This window comes from Bradyrhizobium canariense (assembly GCF_900105125.1).
GTDB classification, from domain to species: domain Bacteria; phylum Pseudomonadota; class Alphaproteobacteria; order Rhizobiales; family Xanthobacteraceae; genus Bradyrhizobium; species Bradyrhizobium canariense_A.
In genome coordinates, this window is sequence record NZ_LT629750.1 from 2,495,278 (window position 1) to 2,514,750 (window position 19,473).

Annotated in this window: 15 protein-coding genes; 5 read left to right on the plus strand and 10 right to left on the minus strand. The window is 63.3% G+C overall.

The window, feature by feature from the left end; all coding sequences use genetic code 11:
• Positions 1-108: 108 nt before the first annotated feature.
• The 5 genes from BLV09_RS12045 to BLV09_RS12065 are packed head-to-tail and all read left to right on the plus strand — an operon-like array spanning position 109 to position 6,072.
• Complete coding sequence (locus BLV09_RS12045) at positions 109-585, plus strand: formate dehydrogenase subunit gamma (RefSeq protein ID WP_146687449.1); 477 nt, start codon at positions 109-111, stop codon at positions 583-585.
• A complete protein-coding gene (locus BLV09_RS12050) occupies positions 582-2,138 on the plus strand; it encodes a formate dehydrogenase beta subunit (protein WP_146687450.1) in 1,557 nt (518 codons plus the stop codon). Before BLV09_RS12045 ends, BLV09_RS12050 begins: the two co-directional genes overlap by 4 nt.
• A 13-nt stretch (positions 2,139-2,151) precedes the next feature.
• Positions 2,152-5,028: a formate dehydrogenase subunit alpha gene (fdhF, locus tag BLV09_RS12055; RefSeq protein ID WP_146687451.1), complete on the plus strand. Its 2,877-nt coding sequence runs from the start codon at positions 2,152-2,154 to the stop codon at positions 5,026-5,028.
• Between the two features lie 2 nt (positions 5,029-5,030).
• Positions 5,031-5,861, plus strand: a complete 831-nt coding sequence (gene fdhD, locus BLV09_RS12060; RefSeq protein WP_100380832.1) for a formate dehydrogenase accessory sulfurtransferase FdhD — start codon at positions 5,031-5,033, stop codon at positions 5,859-5,861.
• A complete protein-coding gene (locus BLV09_RS12065) occupies positions 5,851-6,072 on the plus strand; it encodes a formate dehydrogenase subunit delta (protein ID WP_146687452.1) in 222 nt (73 codons plus the stop codon). The genes fdhD and BLV09_RS12065 overlap by 11 nt, the downstream gene beginning before the upstream one ends.
• A 7-nt stretch (positions 6,073-6,079) precedes the next feature.
• Here BLV09_RS12065 and BLV09_RS12070 read toward each other — a convergent pair whose 3' ends face one another.
• The 10 genes from BLV09_RS12070 to BLV09_RS12115 all read right to left on the minus strand — a co-directional run bounded on the left by BLV09_RS12070 (position 6,080) and on the right by BLV09_RS12115 (position 19,420).
• Complete coding sequence (locus BLV09_RS12070; RefSeq protein ID WP_146687453.1) at positions 6,080-9,052, minus strand: bifunctional [glutamine synthetase] adenylyltransferase/[glutamine synthetase]-adenylyl-L-tyrosine phosphorylase; 2,973 nt, start codon at positions 9,050-9,052, stop codon at positions 6,080-6,082.
• A gap of 154 nt (positions 9,053-9,206) precedes the next feature.
• Positions 9,207-10,673 (minus strand): sensor histidine kinase, encoded by a 1,467-nt coding sequence (locus tag BLV09_RS12075; RefSeq protein ID WP_100380830.1) that lies wholly within the window; start codon positions 10,671-10,673, stop codon positions 9,207-9,209.
• Positions 10,657-11,337: a response regulator transcription factor gene (locus tag BLV09_RS12080; RefSeq protein WP_100380829.1), complete on the minus strand. Its 681-nt coding sequence runs from the start codon at positions 11,335-11,337 to the stop codon at positions 10,657-10,659. Before BLV09_RS12080 ends, BLV09_RS12075 begins: the two co-directional genes overlap by 17 nt.
• Before the next feature lie 267 nt (positions 11,338-11,604).
• Positions 11,605-13,191, minus strand: a complete 1,587-nt coding sequence (locus BLV09_RS12085) for a Do family serine endopeptidase (protein WP_146687454.1) — start codon at positions 13,189-13,191, stop codon at positions 11,605-11,607.
• A gap of 170 nt (positions 13,192-13,361) precedes the next feature.
• Positions 13,362-13,823, minus strand: a complete 462-nt coding sequence (locus BLV09_RS12090) for a cytochrome c-type biogenesis protein (protein WP_433994418.1) — start codon at positions 13,821-13,823, stop codon at positions 13,362-13,364.
• Positions 13,824-13,866: 43 nt separating this feature from the next.
• A complete protein-coding gene (locus BLV09_RS12095; protein WP_146687456.1) occupies positions 13,867-15,849 on the minus strand; it encodes a heme lyase CcmF/NrfE family subunit in 1,983 nt (660 codons plus the stop codon).
• Positions 15,846-16,340, minus strand: a complete 495-nt coding sequence (gene ccmE / locus BLV09_RS12100) for a cytochrome c maturation protein CcmE (RefSeq protein ID WP_146687457.1) — start codon at positions 16,338-16,340, stop codon at positions 15,846-15,848. The genes BLV09_RS12095 and ccmE overlap by 4 nt, the downstream gene beginning before the upstream one ends.
• Positions 16,341-16,420: 80 nt before the next feature.
• Entirely contained in the window at positions 16,421-17,524 is a 1,104-nt protein-coding gene (gene ccmI, locus BLV09_RS12105; protein ID WP_146687458.1) for a c-type cytochrome biogenesis protein CcmI, read from the minus strand.
• Positions 17,525-17,684: 160 nt separating this feature from the next.
• Positions 17,685-17,954, minus strand: coding sequence for a hypothetical protein (locus BLV09_RS12110; RefSeq protein WP_100380824.1), 270 nt, complete (start codon positions 17,952-17,954; stop codon positions 17,685-17,687).
• Positions 17,955-18,022: 68 nt separating this feature from the next.
• The gene (locus tag BLV09_RS12115) at positions 18,023-19,420 is read right to left on the minus strand and encodes a hypothetical protein (protein ID WP_146687459.1); all 1,398 of its coding nucleotides are present in this window, start codon (positions 19,418-19,420) and stop codon (positions 18,023-18,025) included.
• Between the last annotated feature and the right edge of the window lie 53 nt (positions 19,421-19,473).

Here is a 19,473-nt window from a genome sequence, read left to right on the forward strand (position 1 = left end):
TTTGCATTGATCGCGTTTCCGTATCGCAGCATAGGACAGCTTTATTGATTTTTGGAGCAATTCCAAATCAGATCAAGATCGTAATAAGTCTCTGATAGAGCAGGAAATATGAAATCAATTTCCGAACCCTGGGATGTTGCGCGCGGCGCAGAAATCATCGCCGAGCACGCGGGCCTTGAAGGCGCGACACTGGTGATCCTGCACGCGCTGCAAGAAGCATTTGGCTACGTCCCGGAGCCCGCGATACCCATGGTCGCGCATGCGCTCAATCTGTCCCGCGCCGAGATCCATGGCGTCTTCACATTCTATCATGACTTCCGTCATGAACCCGCGGGCCGGCATGTCCTGAAGCTGTGTCGCGCCGAAGCGTGCCAGGCGGCCGGCGGCGATGCGCTGGCCGCGCGCGCCGAAGCGAAGCTCGGCATCACCATTGGCAACACCACGGCCGATGATCGGGTGACGCTGGAGCCGATCTATTGCCTCGGCCTGTGCGCCACGGCGCCCTCGGCGATGCTGGATGGCCGCGTTGTCGGAAGGCTGGATGAAGCCCGCATCGATGCATTGGTGGCGGAGGCGCAGCGATGACGCTCCGCATTTTCATTTCGCGCGATGCCGGCGCGGTCGCGGTTGGAGCCGATGAAGTCGCGCTTGCGTTCGAGCAGACCGCAGCGAAACGCGGTGTTGCCATCGAGATCGTCCGGACGGGTTCGCGCGGGCTGTACTGGCTGGAGCCGATGGTCGAAGTCGCAACCGCGCAAGGGCGTGTCGCGTTCGGCCCCGTGACCGATGCCGATGTTGCCGCCGTGCTCGACGCCATGATCGCGGACGGCCCGCACGCGCTGCGGCTCGGCGTCACCGACGAGATTCCCTGGCTGAAGCGACAGACCCGGCTGACCTTCGTGCGCTGCGGAGTGGTCGATCCGCGTTCGGTCGAAGATTATCGCGCCCATCAAGGCTACAAGGGCCTCGAGCGCGCGCTGACGCTGGGCACCGACGGCATCCTCGCCGATGTCACCGCCTCCGGACTGCGCGGCCGCGGCGGCGCCGGATTTCCGACCGGCATCAAATGGAAAACCGTCGCGCAGGCCAGCGCCGACCGCAAATACATCGTTTGCAATGCGGACGAGGGCGACAGCGGCACTTTCGCCGACCGCATGATCATGGAAGGCGATCCCTTCGTCGTGATCGAGGGCATGACCATTGCGGGCGTCGCGGTGGGCGCCACGAAGGGCTACATCTACATCCGTTCCGAATATCCCCACGCGGTCGAAGCGATGAACGCGGCGGTCATGACCGCCAGGCGTGCCGGCTATCTCGGCGAGCACATCTGTGGCTCTGCCCACAGCTTCGATCTCGAAGTCCGGGTCGGCGCCGGCGCCTATGTCTGCGGCGAGGAAACGTCGCTACTTGAAAGCCTGGAAGGCCGCCGCGGCATCGTCCGCGCCAAGCCGCCGCTACCGGCGCATAAGGGCCTGTTCGGGAAGCCCACGGTGATCAACAACGTGCTGTCGTTCGCAGCGATCCCCTTCATCCTCGCCGGCGGCGCCAAAGCCTATGCGGATTTCGGCATGGGCCGCTCACGCGGCACGATGCCGATCCAGCTCGCCGGCAACATCCGATATGGCGGCCTGTTCGAGATCGCCTTCGGTATCACGCTCGGTGAACTGGTCGAGGATATCGGCGGCGGCACCTTGACCGGACGTCCGGTTCGTGCCGTGCAGGTCGGTGGGCCGCTTGGCGCCTATTTTCCGCGCGAACTGTTCGACACGCCGTTCGACTATGAAGCCTTTGCCGCACGCGACGGCCTGATCGGCCATGGCGGCATCGTGGTATTCGACGACAGCGTCGACATGTCAAAGCAAGCGCGCTTTGCGATGGAATTCTGCGCCGTCGAATCCTGCGGCAAATGCACGCCCTGCCGGATTGGTTCGACCCGTGGCGTCGAGACCATCGACAAGATCCGCCGCGGTGAGCGTGTCCCGGAGAATATCGCCGTGGTCGAAGACCTCTGCAACACCATGAAGTTCGGTTCGCTCTGCGCATTGGGAGGCTTCACGCCCTACCCGGTCATGAGCGCGCTGAAGCATTTCCGGGAAGATTTCGGCCCGGCGCCCACACGCCTTCAGGCCGCGGAATAAAGGACACTTCACCATGTCGCTGATCCAGGAAACCGATTTCGGTACCCCGCGCTCCAAATCCGAGAACCTCGTCACGCTGACCATCGATGGTCAAAGCGTCACGGTGCCGGAGGGCACCTCGATCATGCGCGCGGCGATGGAAGCCGGTACGCAGATTCCAAAACTCTGCGCCACCGACATGGTAGACGCCTTTGGCTCCTGCCGTCTTTGCCTGATCGAGATCGAAGGCCGGGCCGGCACGCCGGCTTCCTGCACCACGCCCGCGATGCAGGGTCTGGTGGTCCACACCCAGAGCGAACGGCTCAAAAAGCTGCGCAAGGGCGTAATGGAGCTTTATATCTCCGATCACCCGCTGGACTGCCTGACCTGTGCGGCGAATGGCGACTGCGAATTGCAGGACATGGCGGGCGCGGTCGGCCTGCGCGACGTGCGCTATGGTTATCAAGGCGAGAACCACGTCTTCGCGAAATCCGACGGCGCGCCCAATGCGGCCTGGATGCCGAAGGACGAATCCAACCCGTATTTCACCTATGATCCGTCGAAATGCATCGTCTGCTCGCGTTGCGTCCGCGCCTGCGAGGAAGTGCAAGGCACCTTTGCGCTGACCATTTCCGGACGCGGTTTCGACAGCCGCGTCTCGCCCGGCATGAGCGAGAGTTTCCTGGGCTCGGAATGCGTGTCCTGCGGCGCCTGTGTGCAGGCCTGCCCGACCGCGACGCTGACCGAAAAATCCGTGATTGAGATCGGCCAGCCCGAACACTCGGCGGTGACGACCTGCGCCTATTGCGGCGTCGGCTGCACTTTCAAGGCGGAAATGCGCGGCGAGGAAGTCGTGCGTATGGTGCCCTACAAGGACGGCAAGGCCAATCGCGGCCATTCCTGCGTCAAGGGCCGCTTCGCCTGGGGCTATACCACCCACAAGGAGCGCATCCTCAAGCCGATGATCCGCGAGAAGATCAGCGATCCCTGGCGCGAAGTGTCGTGGGACGAAGCTTTCGACTACGCTGCTTCGGAGTTCAAGAGGATCCAGGCCAAGTATGGCCGCGACTCCATCGGCGGCATCACCTCCTCACGCTGCACCAATGAAGAAACCTATCTGGTGCAAAAATTGATCCGCGCCGGCTTCGGCAACAACAACGTCGACACCTGCGCCCGGGTCTGCCACTCGCCAACCGGCTATGGCCTGTCGACCACCTTCGGCACCTCGGCCGGCACGCAGGACTTCGACTCGGTCGAGCACACCGACGTCGTGATGGTGATTGGCGCCAACCCCGCGTCCGCCCATCCGGTGTTCGCATCGCGTCTCAAGAAGCGGCTGCGCCAGGGCGCCAAGTTGATCGTGATCGATCCGCGCCGCACGGAAATGGTGGAATCGCCTCACGTCAAGGCGCTGCATCTGCCGCTGATGCCGGGCACCAACGTCGCGGTGCTCACCGCGCTTGCCCATGTGATCGTCACCGAGGGCCTGGTCGATGAAGCCTTCGTGCGCGAACGCTGCGACTGGAGCGAGTTCGAGGATTGGGCGTCGTTCGTCGCGCTGCCGAAGAACGGCCCCGAAGCGACCGCCATCATGACCGGCGTCGATCCGAAGGAATTGCGCGAGGCCGCGCGGCTGTTCGCCACCGCCGGCAACGGCGCGATCTATTACGGCCTCGGCGTCACCGAACACAGCCAGGGCTCGACCACGGTGATCGCGATCGCCAACCTCGCGATGGCGACCGGCAATATCGGCCGTCCCGGTGTCGGCGTGAACCCGCTGCGCGGCCAGAACAACGTGCAGGGCTCCTGCGACATGGGCTCGTTCCCACATGAGCTCCCGGGCTATCGCCACATCTCGGGCGATGCCGTGCGCGACCAGTTCGAGGCGATGTGGAACGTCAAGCTCAATCCCGAACCAGGCCTGCGGATTCCCAACATGTTCGATGCCGCGATCGAGGGCACCTTCATGGGCCTCTATGTGCAGGGCGAAGACATCCTGCAGTCCGATCCCAACACCAAGCACGTGGTGTCGGCGCTCTCGTCGATGGAATGCGTCATTGTCCACGATCTCTTCCTTAACGAGACCGCGAACTACGCGCACGTGTTCCTCCCGGGATCGACCTTCCTCGAGAAGGACGGCACATTCACCAACGCGGAACGCCGCATCCAGCGCGTTCGCAAGGTGATGACCCCGCGAAACGGGTTGGCGGACTGGGAAGTCACCATCCGCCTTGCCAAGGCGATGGGCCTCGACATGCACTACGATCATCCGTCCCAGATCATGGACGAGATTGCGGCGCTGACGCCGACCTTCGCCGGCGTTTCCTATGCCAGGCTCGACGAACTCGGCTCGGTGCAATGGCCCTGCAACGAGAAGGCACCGGAAGGCACGCCGGTGATGCATATCGGTGGTTTCGTGCGCGGCAAGGGCAAGTTCGTCATTACCGAATATATCGCGACCGACGAGCGCACGGGCCCCCGCTACCCGCTGCTGCTGACCACCGGGCGCATCCTCAGCCAGTACAATGTCGGCGCCCAGACCCGCCGCACTGACAATGTGGTCTGGCACAGCGAAGACCGGCTCGAGATCCATCCGCACGATGCCGAACAACGCGGCGTGCGTGACGGCGATTGGGTCCGGCTCGCAAGCCGCGCCGGCGAAACCACGCTGCGCGCCTTGATAACCGACCGGGTCGCGCCGGGCGTGGTCTACACCACCTTCCACCATCCGGACACGCAGGCCAACGTCATCACCACGGATTATTCCGACTGGGCGACGAACTGTCCGGAGTATAAGGTTACGGCGGTGCAGATATCGCCCTCGAACGGGCCGTCCGAATGGCAAAAAGCCTATGACGAGCAAGCCCGTCAATCCCGGCGCATCGCGCCCGTTGTGGAGGCTGCAGAGTAGCCGTGCGTGATCCGGTTCGCACAGTCGATCGCAAGGTCTGGCGCGAGAGCGGCCTCAGCGAAGGCATGCGCAGTATTCCGGAAGAAACCGCGATTGCCTTGACCTATAACGGCGGCACTTATGCCGTGATGATGGCCACACCGCAGGATCTGAGCGATTTCGCGGTCGGATTCAGCCTCAACGAGGGAATCGTCCAGTCCCCCGACGATATCGATTCGCTTGATATCGTGGATCTCGAAGACGGCATCGAGCTGCGAATGTGGCTGGCGCAGTCAAGGGCGGACCGGCTGAACGAACGACGGCGGCAGATCGCCGGACCTACCGGCTGCGGACTATGCGGCATCGATTCAATTACGGAAGCGGTGCGCCCGGCTGCGATCGTCGCGCCGGGGCGTTCTTTTTCGCCCCAGCAAGTTACGGCTGCGATGCAGAGCATTCCACCGTTGCAGCCGATCAATGTCGAAACCCGCGCCGTGCATGCCGCAGCGTTCTGGACGCCGGCACATGGCATTGTCGCGTTGCGCGAGGATGTCGGGCGTCACAACGCCCTCGACAAGCTGGCCGGCGCGTTGGCGCGGGACGAGATTTCGGCCGCAGAGGGCATGGTGCTGCTGACCAGCCGGGTCTCGGTCGAGATGGTGCAGAAAACCGCGGCGATGGGCGTGCCGTTGATGGTCGCGGTATCAGCGCCGACCGCGCTTGCGGTTCGCATGGCGGATGCGGCTGGCATCACGCTCGCCGCCATCGCGCGCGCCGATGGATTCGAGGTGTTTACGCATGCCGGGCGAATTACGCCGGGCATTCACGGACAAGGGGTTGTCGATGTCGCCTGACCGGTTGATCTATATGGCCAACCAGATTGGCAGCTTCTTCAAGAGCCAGGGCCACGATAAGGCGATCCCGGGTATCGCCGATCACATCCACAAATTCTGGGATCCGCGGATGCGCAAGGCAATCTTCGCCCATCTCGACGCGGGCGGCGCGGGACTGGACCCTGACGTCCGCGAGGCCCTTGCGACGCTGAAGAAGACCGCACACGCGTAGCGGAAACTTAGCTGCCGTTGTCCATCAATGCCAGAAATAGCCGGCGCACTTCGGTCTGCGTTTCCTTGACCCGCGCCTGCAGCGACGAAAAGTCCGGCGCATCGCCCGCCCGCGCCATCACCCGCAACAAATCCTCTCCGGCGATTTCCGGTTTGAACTTGCCGGTGACGCAGAGCCGCAGGATTTGCGTGAGGTCGTGATAGAGGCGCGTCGCCGAACGCAGGATTTCCGCCGATGATTGCGGCAGCACGCCGAGCCGCGCGGCATTGTCGAGCACATGCAGCGTGCCGACATCGAGGATATCCGGCTTGCCGGCGGCATGAACAAGCTGGAGATATTGCGCGATGAAATCAATATCCACCACTCCGCCGGCGGCGTACTTCAGATCCCAGATATCGTCCTCGCCCTTTTCCAGCGCGACGGCGCGCCGCATGTCCGCCACATCGGTGGCGACCACCGAGGCGTCACGCGGCCGGGTCAGTACCTCGCGGATGATCCTTTCGATTTCAGTGCGGAAATCCGGTGAGGACGAAATCACCCGGGCACGGGTCAGCGCCATATGCTCCCAAGTCCAGGCCTCCCGCTCCTGATACTCCGCGAAGGAATCCAGCCGCGAGGCCACCGGGCCGGCGCGGCCAGAGGGACGCAGCCGCATGTCCACCTCGTAGAGCACGCCGTAATTGGTGCGTGTCGTGAATGCACTGATCAACCGCTGGGTGAAGCGGGCGAAATAATGTGCGCCATGCAGGGATCGCGCGCCGTCCGAGTCCGGCTGCTCATGGTCGAAATCATAGAGCAGGATGAGATCGAGATCGGACGAGGCGGTCATCTCGCGGCTGCCTAGCCTGCCCATCGCAAGAATAGCGGTTTCCTGCCCTTTGATGCGGCCGTGCTGGGTTGCGAACTGTTCGGTCACCAAGCCATGCACGGTATCGACGATGCCTTCGGCGACGTCGGCGAAGGCCACGCCCGCCTGCGAGGCCGACACCGTGCCGGACAGGATTCGCGCGCCGATCAGAAACAGGCTTTCCTGGCCGAACAGGCGCAACCGGTCGAGAAATTCCTCGTAGGAATTGGCATCCTCCAACGTCGCCGCGAGACGCGTCGATAACTCGCGCTGATCCGGCATCGCGCCGAAGAAGCGCGGATCGATCAACCCATCCATGATCTGCGGTTGCCGCGCCAGCATGTCACCGAGGCGCGGCGCGGCGCCAAGGATCAACGCCACCAGGGCGACGAGATCACGGTTCTGACTGAGCAGGGAAATCAGCCTTCCGCCGCGCTGCAAGGCCTGCAGAAAACGATCGAAGGCGGTGACGGCGTCGTCGGCCTCCTCGGCGTCCGCGAGCCCTGCGATCAGCGCCGGAACGAACTCGACAAACGCATTTCGGGTCGCTTCCATCCGGAACACGCGATAATCGCCGATCATCCATTGCTGCACGGTCTTCGCCACCGCGACCGGCTTCCGGAAGCCAAGTGCGGCCAGATGCTCGATCAGCCGCGGATCGTCCGGACCGGTGCTGTAATCGGTTGCCGGCAGTTTTACCGTGCCGGTCGGATCGCCCTCGAACAGCTTGCCATAATGTCCCTGCACGACGTTGAGGTGGCCAAGCAGCTCCTTTGCGAAGGTCGCGCGGTCGTCATACCCCAGGAAACGGGCGAAACGCTCCACCGCCTCAACCGTGTCGGGCAACGTATGGGTCTGCTCGTCGGCGACCATTTGCAGGCGGTGTTCGACCCGCCGCAAGAACCTGTACGCCGACGACATTTCGTCACGCGCCGCGAAGGTGATCCAGTTGTTTGACGCCAGCACGTCAAGCGCTTCCAGCGTCGGCCGAACCCGCAACTCCGGATGCCGGCCACCGGCGATCAACTGCTGGGTCTGCGCAAAGAATTCGATTTCGCGGATGCCGCCGCGGCCGATCTTGACGTTGTGGCCTTCGACCGCGATGTCGCTTTGACCGCGATAGGTCTGCATCTGCCGCTTCATGTCGTGCACATCGGCAAGGGCTGCGAAATCCAGATGCTTGCGCCAGACGAAGGGTGCTATTTCTGCAAGCAACGCCTCGCCGGCTCTGGCATCTCCGGCGCATGGGTTCGCCTTGATCATCGCGGCGCGTTCCCAGGTGCGCCCTTCCCGTTCGTAATAATGCAGCGCTGCATCGGTTGAGATCGCGACCTGCGTCGACGCGGGATCCGGCCGCAGCCGCAGATCGACGCGGAACACGTATCCCTCGCCGGTGCGCTGTTGCAGCATCCGCGACAGACCTTGGGTGACGCGCACGAAAAACGGCTGTGGCTCGATATCAGGCGCGAGCGTCGGCGCAGTGGAGTCGAAAAAGACGATCAGATCGATGTCGCTGGAGTAGTTCAATTCGCCCGCGCCCATCTTGCCCATCGCAAGCACGACCAGGCCGCTGTTTTCCTCGGGGCGATCGGGATCTACAGGCAATAATTTGGCTTTCACGGCCTCCTGCCGCAGCAGATAGCGCAGCGCCGATTGCACCGAACGGACCGCAAGCTCGGTCAGCGCCGCCGTCACCTGCATCACCGGCCAGACTCCGCCGATGTCGCACAGCGCAATCAATAGCGCGGCTTCGGCTTTCATGCGGCGGAGCGCCTGCATGGCGTCGGATTCGGTGGCGGCGGCCGTTACATCGCGGCAGGTGTTTTCGATCAGCCGCGCCAGATGCGGCTCCGGATCGCAGTTGAGCAGCCGGATCAGGCGCGCGGCGTCGGCGCGCATCAGGTCGAACAGATGGGGCGACGCCTCGGCGACACCGAGAAGAATGGCGTCGACGCGAGGAAAGTGCCCGGCGAGCTCCCGGATCGCAGTTGCCTGCCCGGGCTCGAGATCAGCGAGCCAGCCCGAAAGACGTCGTTGGGCTTCAGGCGGAGCGGACAGACGCGGTCCGTCCACCAACCGCGCGGCCAGTGCGGTGGATTTGACATTCGCTTCCGTGTTTCCGCGAATCGTCATGGCGAATGTCAAATCCAAAGCCGCACGAGAATGATGTTTTGCCGGCGTCCCTGCGCGTCCCACTCCCGCAAGAGAGCTTGCTGCAACGGGGTACGAATGTCAGGACCGGGACAATAATCGATGGTGGTCCGCGTTGTCAGGCGCGCGGATAAATTCATGCCACCTTCTGTGGCACATCCTGCGTTTGAGCCGCAACCCTGTCACTGACGCTGGCCCGCGCCGGGATCGCAAGCGTTGCGCGCAATCCGGGATGAGCGTCGCCAAGCCTGAGGTCCCCGCCATGCAGCGTCGCCACCGCCGACGCCAGACTGAGACCGAGACCGGAACCGGGCTGCGTGCGGCTCGCCTCAAGCCGGACAAACCGCTGCACCGCGTGCCCGCGGTCGGCTTCCGGAATACCGGGCCCATGATCGGTGACGCTGAACAGCACCTGGTCGCCTTCGCGCCGCGCTTCGATCAAAATTTCCCTGGAGCCGGCAGTCGCATCCGCACCCAGCGGCTGCATGGCTGGAACGGGCTTGCCGTATTTGATCGCGTTCTCGACAAGATTGGCCAGCGCCTGGCTGATCAGCTCGCGGTTGCCATGAAGGCGGGCGGGCGCCGTCTTGACGTGCAACGTCATGCCGTCGTCCTCCGCAAGCGGCTCATAGAGCTCGTGAATACCATTGGCGACTTCGGCGGCGTCGAAGTCGCCCATATTGTCGCGCGCCTGCCCGGACTCGGCACGCGCGATCATCAGCAGTGCGTTGAAGGTCCGGATCAATCCATCCGACTCCTCGATGGTTCGTTCCAGCGCCGTGCGGTATTCGGCTTCATTCCCGGACCGTGCCAGCGCCTCTTCGGCGCGGTTGCGCAGCCGCGTCAGCGGAGTCTTCAGATCGTGGGCGATGTTGTCGGAAACTTCCTTCAGCCCAATCATCAGGGCCTCGATCCGCTCCAGCATGGCGTTGAGATTTTCCGCCAGCCGATCGAGTTCGTCGCCGCTGCGCCCGACTGGCAGCCGCCCGCTCAGATCGCCTGCCATGATGCGCTGCGTGGTGCCGGTCATGGCATCGATGCGATGCAACACGCGTCGCGCCACGAAGATGCCGCCGCCGAGGCCGAGCACGACGACGATCAATAGCGACCACTGCGCAGCTTGCGCCACGATGCCGAACAGCCGCCTGCGCTCTTCGAGATCACGGCCGATCAGCAGCCGAAAGCCGCTGGACAGTTCGGTGACGCGCACCAGAGCGCGATGATCTGCGGTGTCCTGGTCGTCAAGCCGGCGATAGGCGGTCTCGGACCAGCCGGATGAGCCCATGACGCCAGGTGCCAGCGAGCCGACATTGCCGGCAATCGCCTGCCCTGTTGGCGTGGTCACGAGATAAAGGTTGGCCCCTGGGCGCAACGCCCGGTTCTCGATGGTCAAAACCAGCCCGCGTAATCCACGGCGCGCGTAAATGTCGCTGATCTCGCCGGTTTCCGCATTCACGGTACTGGTGATCTGTTCAGTGATCAGCCGGCGCGTATTCCAGGCGAAATAGCCGAGCAGCGAGGCGGCAAATAACGCAAACAAAAACAGATAGACCAGCGTCAGGCGAAACGCCGTGGTGCGTATGAGTTTACCGAATGCCGTCACGGATCATGTATCCGGCGCCGCGGATCGTATGCAGCAAGGGCCGTTCAAAACCCTTGTCGATCTTGGAGCGCAGTCGTGAGATATGCACGTCGATGACGTTGGTCTGAGGATCGAAATGGTAATCCCAGACATTTTCCAGGAGCATGGTGCGCGTCACCACCTGGCCTGCATGCTTCATCAGATATTCCAGCAGCCGGAATTCGCGCGGCTGCAGCGTCAATTCGTCCTTGCCGCGCGCCACCCGATGCGAAAGACGGTCCAGTTCGAGATCGCCGACGCGATAGGTGGTTTCCTCGGCGGGGCCGCCGTGACGCCGCGACAGCACCTCAACCCGGGCCAGCAATTCAGCGAATGAGTAAGGTTTCGGGAGATAGTCATCGCCGCCGGCGCGCAGGCCCTTGATGCGGTCGTCCACCTGTCCAAGCGCCGAGAGGATCAGGGCCGGGGTGCGATCGCCCTTCTCGCGCAACGTTCCGATCAGCGACAGACCATCGCGCTTCGGCAGCATTCGGTCGATCACCAGCACGTCGTAATCGCCGGTTTCGGCCAGCGCCAACCCCTCCTCGCCATCGCTGGCGAGATCGGCAACGTAGCCGACTTCGCGAAACGCCTTCACCAGGTAATCGGCGGATTCGCGGTCGTCTTCTATGATCAAGAGGCGCATTTGGGAGTCGGTTGCGGTCAAGTGGGCCAGCCTTCTGTCACCATGGCGCGGGCGGCTTCATCATGCAAGGCGACCCGACACCTCTCGATTAAGCGAAAAAGTGGGCGGTGAAGCTGGGGGGACCTCACCGCCCTTTTCCCTTCCGACGGAGGGGGGCGTTATTCCGCCGAAAGGTAGCTGAAGGGAGCGAGCTTGTGACCCGCCCCCCCGGAAAGAGCCGTCGGCGGGGGCGACAATGCCGGCGACACCCTCCATCTCGTCGATACGTCAGCCCTTCGCGAGCGGCACCGCGATGAAACGCGACATGCCGCCGGTCTTGACCCGCATCAGAACGCTATTCTTGTTGTCGGAGCGCGCCGCATTGATCGCTTCGCGCACGTCTCCGGCATTGGTGACGCTCTTTCCCGCGACTTCGAGAATCACATCGCCTTCCTTGAAGCCGCGATCGGCCGCCGCGCTCTTCGGATCGACCTCGGTGACGACGACGCCTTCCTTGCCGGCGCCGGCGACGCTGTTGGCCGGCGCAACCGTCATACCGAGCTTCGGTACATCGGTGCCACGGGTGGCGCTGCCATTGTCACCATTGTCGTTATCGTTGTCGGCTTTCGCTTCGACCGTATTCGGCAGTTGGCCAAGAGTCAGATTGACGACCTTGTCCTGGCCCTTGTGCAGCACGTTGAGCTTCACGGCATTGCCGGGCGCGAGACCGCCGATGGTGCGGGCGAGTTCGCGGGCATCCTTGACCGTCTCGCCATTGACCGCCGTGATCACGTCGCCGGATTCGATACCGGCCTTGGCGGCTGGGCCATTGGCCTGGGGTTCTGCGACAAGCGCGCCTTCGGCTTTCTTCAGGCCGAGGCTGTCGGCGATGTCGGCCGTGACCGGCTGGATCTGGACGCCGATCCAGCCGCGGCTGACCGAACCCTTGTCCTTGAGCTGTGCGACTACATTCTTCACGGTCGGTGCCGGGATCGAGAACGCGATGCCGACGCTGCCGCCCGACGGCGAATAGATCGCGGTGTTGACGCCGATCACTTCGCCATTGGTGTTGAACGCCGGGCCACCGGAGTTGCCCTTGTTCACGGGCGCGTCGATCTGGATGAAATCATCATAGGGGCCATTGCCGATGTCGCGGCCGCTGGCCGAGACGATGCCGGCCGTCACCGTACCGCCGAGGCCGAAAGGATTACCCACCGCGAGCACCCAATCGCCGATCCGGGGCTTGCCTTCGGAGAGCTTGGCGAACGGGAAGTCGGAGCCGCCTTCGACCTTGATCAGGGCAAGATCGGTGCGCGCGTCGGTGCCGATGACCTTTGCCTTGTAGGTCTTGCCGTCATCCGTCGTCACTTCGACCTTGTCGGCGCCGTCGACCACGTGATTGTTGGTGACCGCATAACCGTCAGCGGAGATGAAGAAGCCGGAGCCTTGACCGGTCACCACGCCGCGGCCGCGCGGCATGCCGCGCAGGCCGGGCGGCATGCCGTCCGGTCCGCCGAAGCGGCGGAAGAAGCGCTCCATCGGCGAGCCCGGCTGGAACGGCGTGTCGTCGCTATCGTCCTTGGCGACCTTCTCGTTGATGTTGACCTTGACCGAGATCACCGAGGGCTTCACGTGCTCGACGATGTCGGCAAAGCCGACGGGCTGAGCAACTTTGCTGATCTCGTTATTGACCTGCGCATGCGCCGGGCTGCTGAAGAGATCCACGGGGCCATTCGCCGTGCCAAAGCCATAAACAGCGACGCCAAGGCCCGCAACGACGGAGGCCATTAATGCAAACTTGCGCGCCGAGAACAGCGAGCGCCGGGGCGGCTGAAAAGATGGGAGCGACGAAAGATCGGTGGGACGGTCGGTCATTTAGAAGGTCTCCAGGGCCTGAGTCGGCGGTGCCAGGGGGCAATCATCATGTAGGACTGAAGATGGGGACCGCCGCCTTACCGCGCTCTGGCGAGGGAATTAAACTTTTGTAATGGAGGGCCAAATAGATGCGGCAGTTTATCGCAGGGCGAAAAGCGCTTTATCGCGGCCTAAACCGGCTGTTCCGGCACGGGTTCCGCTGACATCAACTGTTTGAGCCGCGCTTCCTCCTCCGCCGTCAATTTGGCGGTAGATAAATCCTCCGTGCCTGCGGATTTGGCGCGACGCCGGTTGTGTATCCATAATGCAAAGCCGCCGCCTGCCAGCGCGAGGGGGGACAACAACCATAGCAGCAGGGTGTGGGGTTCCAGCCTTGGCTTGAGCAGCACGAACTCGCCATAGCGAGCCACCAGAAAATCGAGCACCTGCGCGTCACTGTCACCGGCCGCAATCCGCTCGCGCACCAGCAGGCGCAGATCGCGTGCCAGCGGCGCTTCGGAATCATCGATCGACTGGTTCTGGCAAACCATGCAGCGCAGCTCGCGCGACAGATCCCGCGCCCGCGCCTCCTTTACAGGGTCGGACATGATCTCGTCGGGCAGCACCGCGTAGGCCGCCGATGAGCCGAGCATGACGGAGACCGCGAACAAGCAAGCTAGGATCCGCTTCAAGGGTTCACTCCGCAGGCTGCAGTCCGCGCGGCACCCGGGCGGGCTTCGGCGCGCCGACGCGCAGCCGCCGGTCCGACAGCGACAGCATGCCGCCGAATGCCATCAGCACCGGGCCGAACCAGATCAGCAGCACCATCGGCTTGTGGTAGATTCGCACCGCAATCGCACCATCGGCAGCGGTATCGCCGAGCGAGATATAAAGCTGGCTCACACCGCGCGTCAGCAATGCCGCCTCCGTGGTGGTCGATCCGCGCGTGGTGAAGCTGCGCTTCGACGGCGTCATCGTGCTCAATTGCTGACCGCCGACGCTGACGTCGAACCGCGCCACCATTTCGCGGAAGTTCGGCCCCTGCCGCTGCGTGATGCCATCGAGTTTCAACGCATAGCCCGCAACATGGGCAACGTCATCGGGCTTCATCGATCCGATATATTCAGTATTCCAGGTGGTCTCGCAGACAATTCCGATCAAGGCGACGCCGACGCCGGCATGGGCGAACACCGTGCCCCAGGTCGAACGCGGCAATCCCCGGGCGCGCCGTGCGGCGGTCCCGAAGGGAACGCGGAACAAGCCAATGCGCTCGGCGAGATCGGTCAAGGCGCCCACGATGACAAAGACAGCCAGCCCGATCGCGAGCGGCGCGAGCGCGCTTCCACCCCGCGTCCACGCCCACAACACCGCGATCGCAATCAGCGCCGCGACGCCGGCGGCGAACAGACGCTGCGCGGCCCCGAGCAGATCGCCGCGTTTCCACGCCAGCAGCGGACCGAACGGCACCGCGATCATCAACGGCACGAACAACGGCGCAAAGGTGAGATTGAAGAACGGCGCGCCGACCGAGATCTTTTCACCGGTCAGAACTTCCAGCCCTAGCGGGTACAGCGTTCCAATGAATACCGTTGCACAGGCGGTGGTGAGGAACAGATTGTTGAGCACCAGCGCGCCTTCGCGCGAGATCGGCGCGAACAGCCCGCCCTGCTTCAGCGCGGAAGCCCGCCACACATAAAGCGACAGGCTGCCGCCGATGAAGATGCAGAGGATCAAGAGGATGAACACGCCGCGCTCCGGATCGGTCGCGAACGCGTGTACCGACGTCAGCACACCCGACCGCACCAGGAAGGTGCCGAGCAACGACAACGAGAAGGTCAGGATCGACAGCAGGATGGTCCAGACCTTGAGCGCGTTGCGCTTCTCCATCACCACCGCGGAGTGCAGCAGCGCGGTTCCCGCCAGCCACGGCATCAGCGAGGCGTTCTCCACCGGATCCCAGAACCACCAGCCGCCCCAGCCGAGTTCGTAATAGGCCCAATACGAGCCCATCGCGATGCCGAGCGTCAGGAATATCCAGGCCAGCAACGTCCACGGCCGCACCCAGCGCGCCCACGCCGCGTCGATCCGGCCTTCGATCAGGGCCGCGACCGCGAACGAAAACGAGATCGAGAAGCCGACATAACCGAGATAGAGCATCGGCGGATGCACGGCGAGGCCGATGTCCTGCAGCACTGGATTGAGGTCGCGGCCCTCGATCGGCGGATTCGCGATGCGCAGAAACGGATTCGATGTAATCAGGATGAACAGATAAAACGCGCTGGCAATCCAGGCCTGCACCGCCAGCACATGGGCGCGCAGCGACAGCGGCAGATTATTGCCGAAAGCGGCGACGAGGCCGCCGAACAAGGCCAGGATCGACACCCATAGCAGCATCGAGCCTTCATGATTGCCCCAGACACCGGTGATCTTGTAGATCATCGGTTTCAGCGAATGCGAATTCTCGAACACGTTGACGACCGAAAAATCGGACGTGACATGCAGCGTGACCAGCGCAGCGAACGAGCCCAGCACAAACACGAGTTGCGCCAGCGCCGTCGAGCGCGACACATTCATCAGGGCCGGGTCACGCCAACGCGCGCCCAAAATCGGCACCGTCGACTGAATCAGCGCCAGGGCGAGCGCGAGCACCAACGCATAATGTCCGGCTTCCGCGATCACTGCGGCACTCCTTGCGCGGTTTGCGAAGCCCCCGTGGTGGCCTGCGCCTTCGTGCCGTAATCGTCTTTCCAGTGCCCTTGTTTCTTCAGCGCATCCGCGACGTCCTTGGGCATATAATTCTCGTCATGCTTGGCGAGCACGGTGTCCGCCCTGAACACGCCTGTCGTATCGAGCGCACCCTCGGCGACCACGCCCTGCCCTTCCCGAAACAAATCGGGCAGAATTCCCTTGTAGGAAACCGGCAATGTGACACTGCCGTCACCGACCTTGAAAGTGACGGCAAGATTGTCGCCGCGCACCAGCGATCCCTGTTCCACCAATCCGCCCAGCCGGAAGCGCCTGCCCGGCGGAATATGTTTTTCCGCAACCATCGCCGGCGTCGAGAAAAACACGATCGAATCGCGCAAGGCGTTCAACACCAGCGCTGCCGCGACGCAGAGCACCGCGAGCGAGCCGCCGATCATGGTCAACCGCCGTTGCTTGCGCGTCATGCGAACTCTCTAGTCTTGTGCGGCATATTTTCCGAAATTCGCTTCATACTTTTCGGCACCAAGCCCATCCATCGAGAAATCTATCCGTCGAGGCCCAGATTTTTCAGGCCCTCGTTCAACTGCCGCAGCCGCTCCGCGTCGTTGGCGACGGCTTGACGGGCATCCGTCAGCGCGCTCTTCGCCTTGTCACGATCGCCCATCACCATATAGGCCCGCACCAGCCGCAGCCATCCCTCGACGTCGTCACCATTTTGCTTCAATCGGGTCGCGAGACGATCCACCATGCTGTGGATCATGGCGCTGCGATCAGCCTCGCTCATGTCCTTGGCCGCGGCCATCGTACTATCGGAGAGTGCCGGCGCGGTCGGACCGCCAACGCGCGCCAGCGCAGCCTGAAGCAACGGACGCCAGGGCGCATCCGGCGGCGCTTTTGCAAGCATCTCGCTCCAGATCGAGGCGGCTTCGGCCTTGCGGCCGTCCTGCTCGGCCGCAAGGCCGAGGAAGTAATGCGCCTTCACTTCGTCCGCATCGAGCGCCGTGGCGTGCTCGAACTCGGCCTTGGCCTCGGCGGTGACAACACCGCCGGCAGCCCCGGTGAGTGCTTCGCCGAGATCGGCCCGGCGCTCGGCACTGTCGCCGTTATAGGTAATCGAATTGTGATAGGCCCGCACCGCGTCGTCATAGCGGCCCAGTCGCGTCAACACCGGCGCGAGCACGTTCCAGCCGCGGCCATCGGTCGGATTTTTCTCTAGATGCGCTTCGACCTGCTCGACGAGATTATCGAGGGATTGGCTGGAAGCGGGCGCGCGCATGCGCTGGGCCAGCGGGAAATCGCCAAGCTGCGGCGAGCCCAGCGGAAGGTAAAAAGCCACCGACAGGACCGGCAGGCCCACCAGGGCTATCAGCGCAGCCATGCGACGCAGCTTAAGGCTCGAGGCGGTCGGTGGCTCGCGCTGCTGGTCCGTCGCGGCCAGCAAGCGGCGGCCGATTTCGACGCGCGCAGCCTCGGCTTCGGGCGGCCCGATCAGCCCCGCGGCAAGGTCGCGGTCGATCTCGGCGATTTGATCCTTATAGACCGTCGCCTCACTGGCGTCGTTTTGCGGCCGGCTGTGTCGACCCAACGGCCAAAGCACGGCGAAAATCGCCGCAGCCGTCATCAGCGCGAACACAAACCACAGCGTCATCAGAGCGGGTTCCGGTGGAACGACGCCGACGGCGCCGATGCGCCGCTTTACACCACCGGCGGCAAGCCGGGCAATTGCCAATTATTGCTGTGAATTTGGCGTTTTAGCCGTCCGTGCGGCGACAAAACCCAATACCAGAACCGGGCCGCCAAACCCGATATCAGCTGACCTGAAATTCGACGCTCTGCGCGGCTGCCTCGCCATGCCCGTTCAGCGCCATCAAATAATAAACGCCCGCCTTGATTGAATCCGGAAGCCTGATTCTGAGCGATCCGTTGGGCACGGGAGAAGCGATGGTGATAACGGGATCGGCTAATTGCTCGCCGCTGGCCTTGTCGACCAGCACCACCTTCGCCCTGATCATCAGGTTGCGATATGTCGCCGAGATGACGCGGTTCTCCAGTTCGACAAAGTTGATGATCGACTTCATGGCGAATAGGTACGACCCTCGCCGAGGTCAGTCAACTAGAAATTGTATTATGAAACTTATACTATCTTTTAGCCGGCACGCGAAGGCTTGCGTTCCCCGGTCACGGCGTTCTCGGCCGCGCGGCTCATCAGCGACGCATAGTCGTGGCCGAACAGGACTTCGCAGAAGCGGATGGCGGCCTGAACCTGCATCTGCCGATAGGCACGTGTCTTGATGTCGCCATTGCGCAGCGATTGCACCAGTGCCTCGGTGGCCTGTTCGACATATTGCTGAAGATCGGAATAGGTCCGCAGCGTGACTTCGTTGATCGCGAGCTCGCTGGCATAGGTCCGGCACACCGCGACGAAATCGATCAATGCAACGGCTTCGTCGACCTCGGTGGAATCGACCCTGGCGCCGATGGAAATGTCCTTGTCGGCGCGCTGACGCAGAATACGGCGGACGCGGCCGGGCACGCTGTCGATTTCCGATTGCAGCGCGTTGGAAATTTCCGCGCGGATCGACGTCAGCTGTTTGCCCCATGTCGAATCGTTTCGCAGATCGAGCTCGGTTCGCAGGCCGCGCACTCCTTCATGGAGCGTCTTGAGATGCTCGGCGACGTTGTCGAAATGACCGCGCCGGATATCGGTTCGCAGCACAGCGGTGAGGAACGACAAATCGTGCAGCGCAATGGTGACGGCGACTCCGTAGGGCGTCGCTGCAACGCGGATTTCATCGTCGGATGCCGCCATCTTGATGGCGAGGCGGATGATCTGCCACGGCGCCGTCAGCCGCTGCATCACCATGGACAACGCGAATGGCAGCAGCTGCGGCGTCTGCAGCTGGGGAACATTGAGCGCGGTGCTGACGGTCGAAATCTGCGATTCAGCGAAAAGCCTGAAATGGATCGGGAGCCGGCCGCTGAGGGTGTCGATCGCCTCGCGGGCCTGCAGCAACAGGCCGATCGGGAGCAGATCCTCGAGTACGTCCGGGCCGCCGACGCGGGCCAGCGCACGTCTGTCGCCGCCGGTCCCTGGCGTCGCGATCGCGACGATCGCATCCGCCGCGGCCCGCTGGAACGTACGGACCGCCGCTTCGAGCGCCGACGTCGTTTCGGCGTTCTGCAGCCCGTTCAGCGATGCTTCGAATTCGCGCGCCTGCTCGGGCGCACCGTCACGGATCAGCCATTGCCAAACCGGCAGCAGGGAGGCGCGCCGGATCTGGCCCGGCCGTCTTGGAAAATTGCCTTCGACAAGAAACGGCTCGAGCAGGCGAAACATCAGTCGGGCGGGATCGTCGGTGCGCGGCCGCGCGCCCTCATCGGTTCCCCGCACGACCTTGCGCAGCTCTTCCAGCACGAAAGTGGCGACAACGGTGTCCTGGCCGCGCTCGATGGCGCGCTCGAACTCGCGCATCAGCAGCGCCTGCGACTGCGGCGGAAGCTGCGCGAGATAATCCCTCAGCCGCTCGTTCGATGTCTGGCTCATGCGCTCGGATGTACGTCTAAAGTCGCGCGAATGGCGAACGTGTCCACTGATCA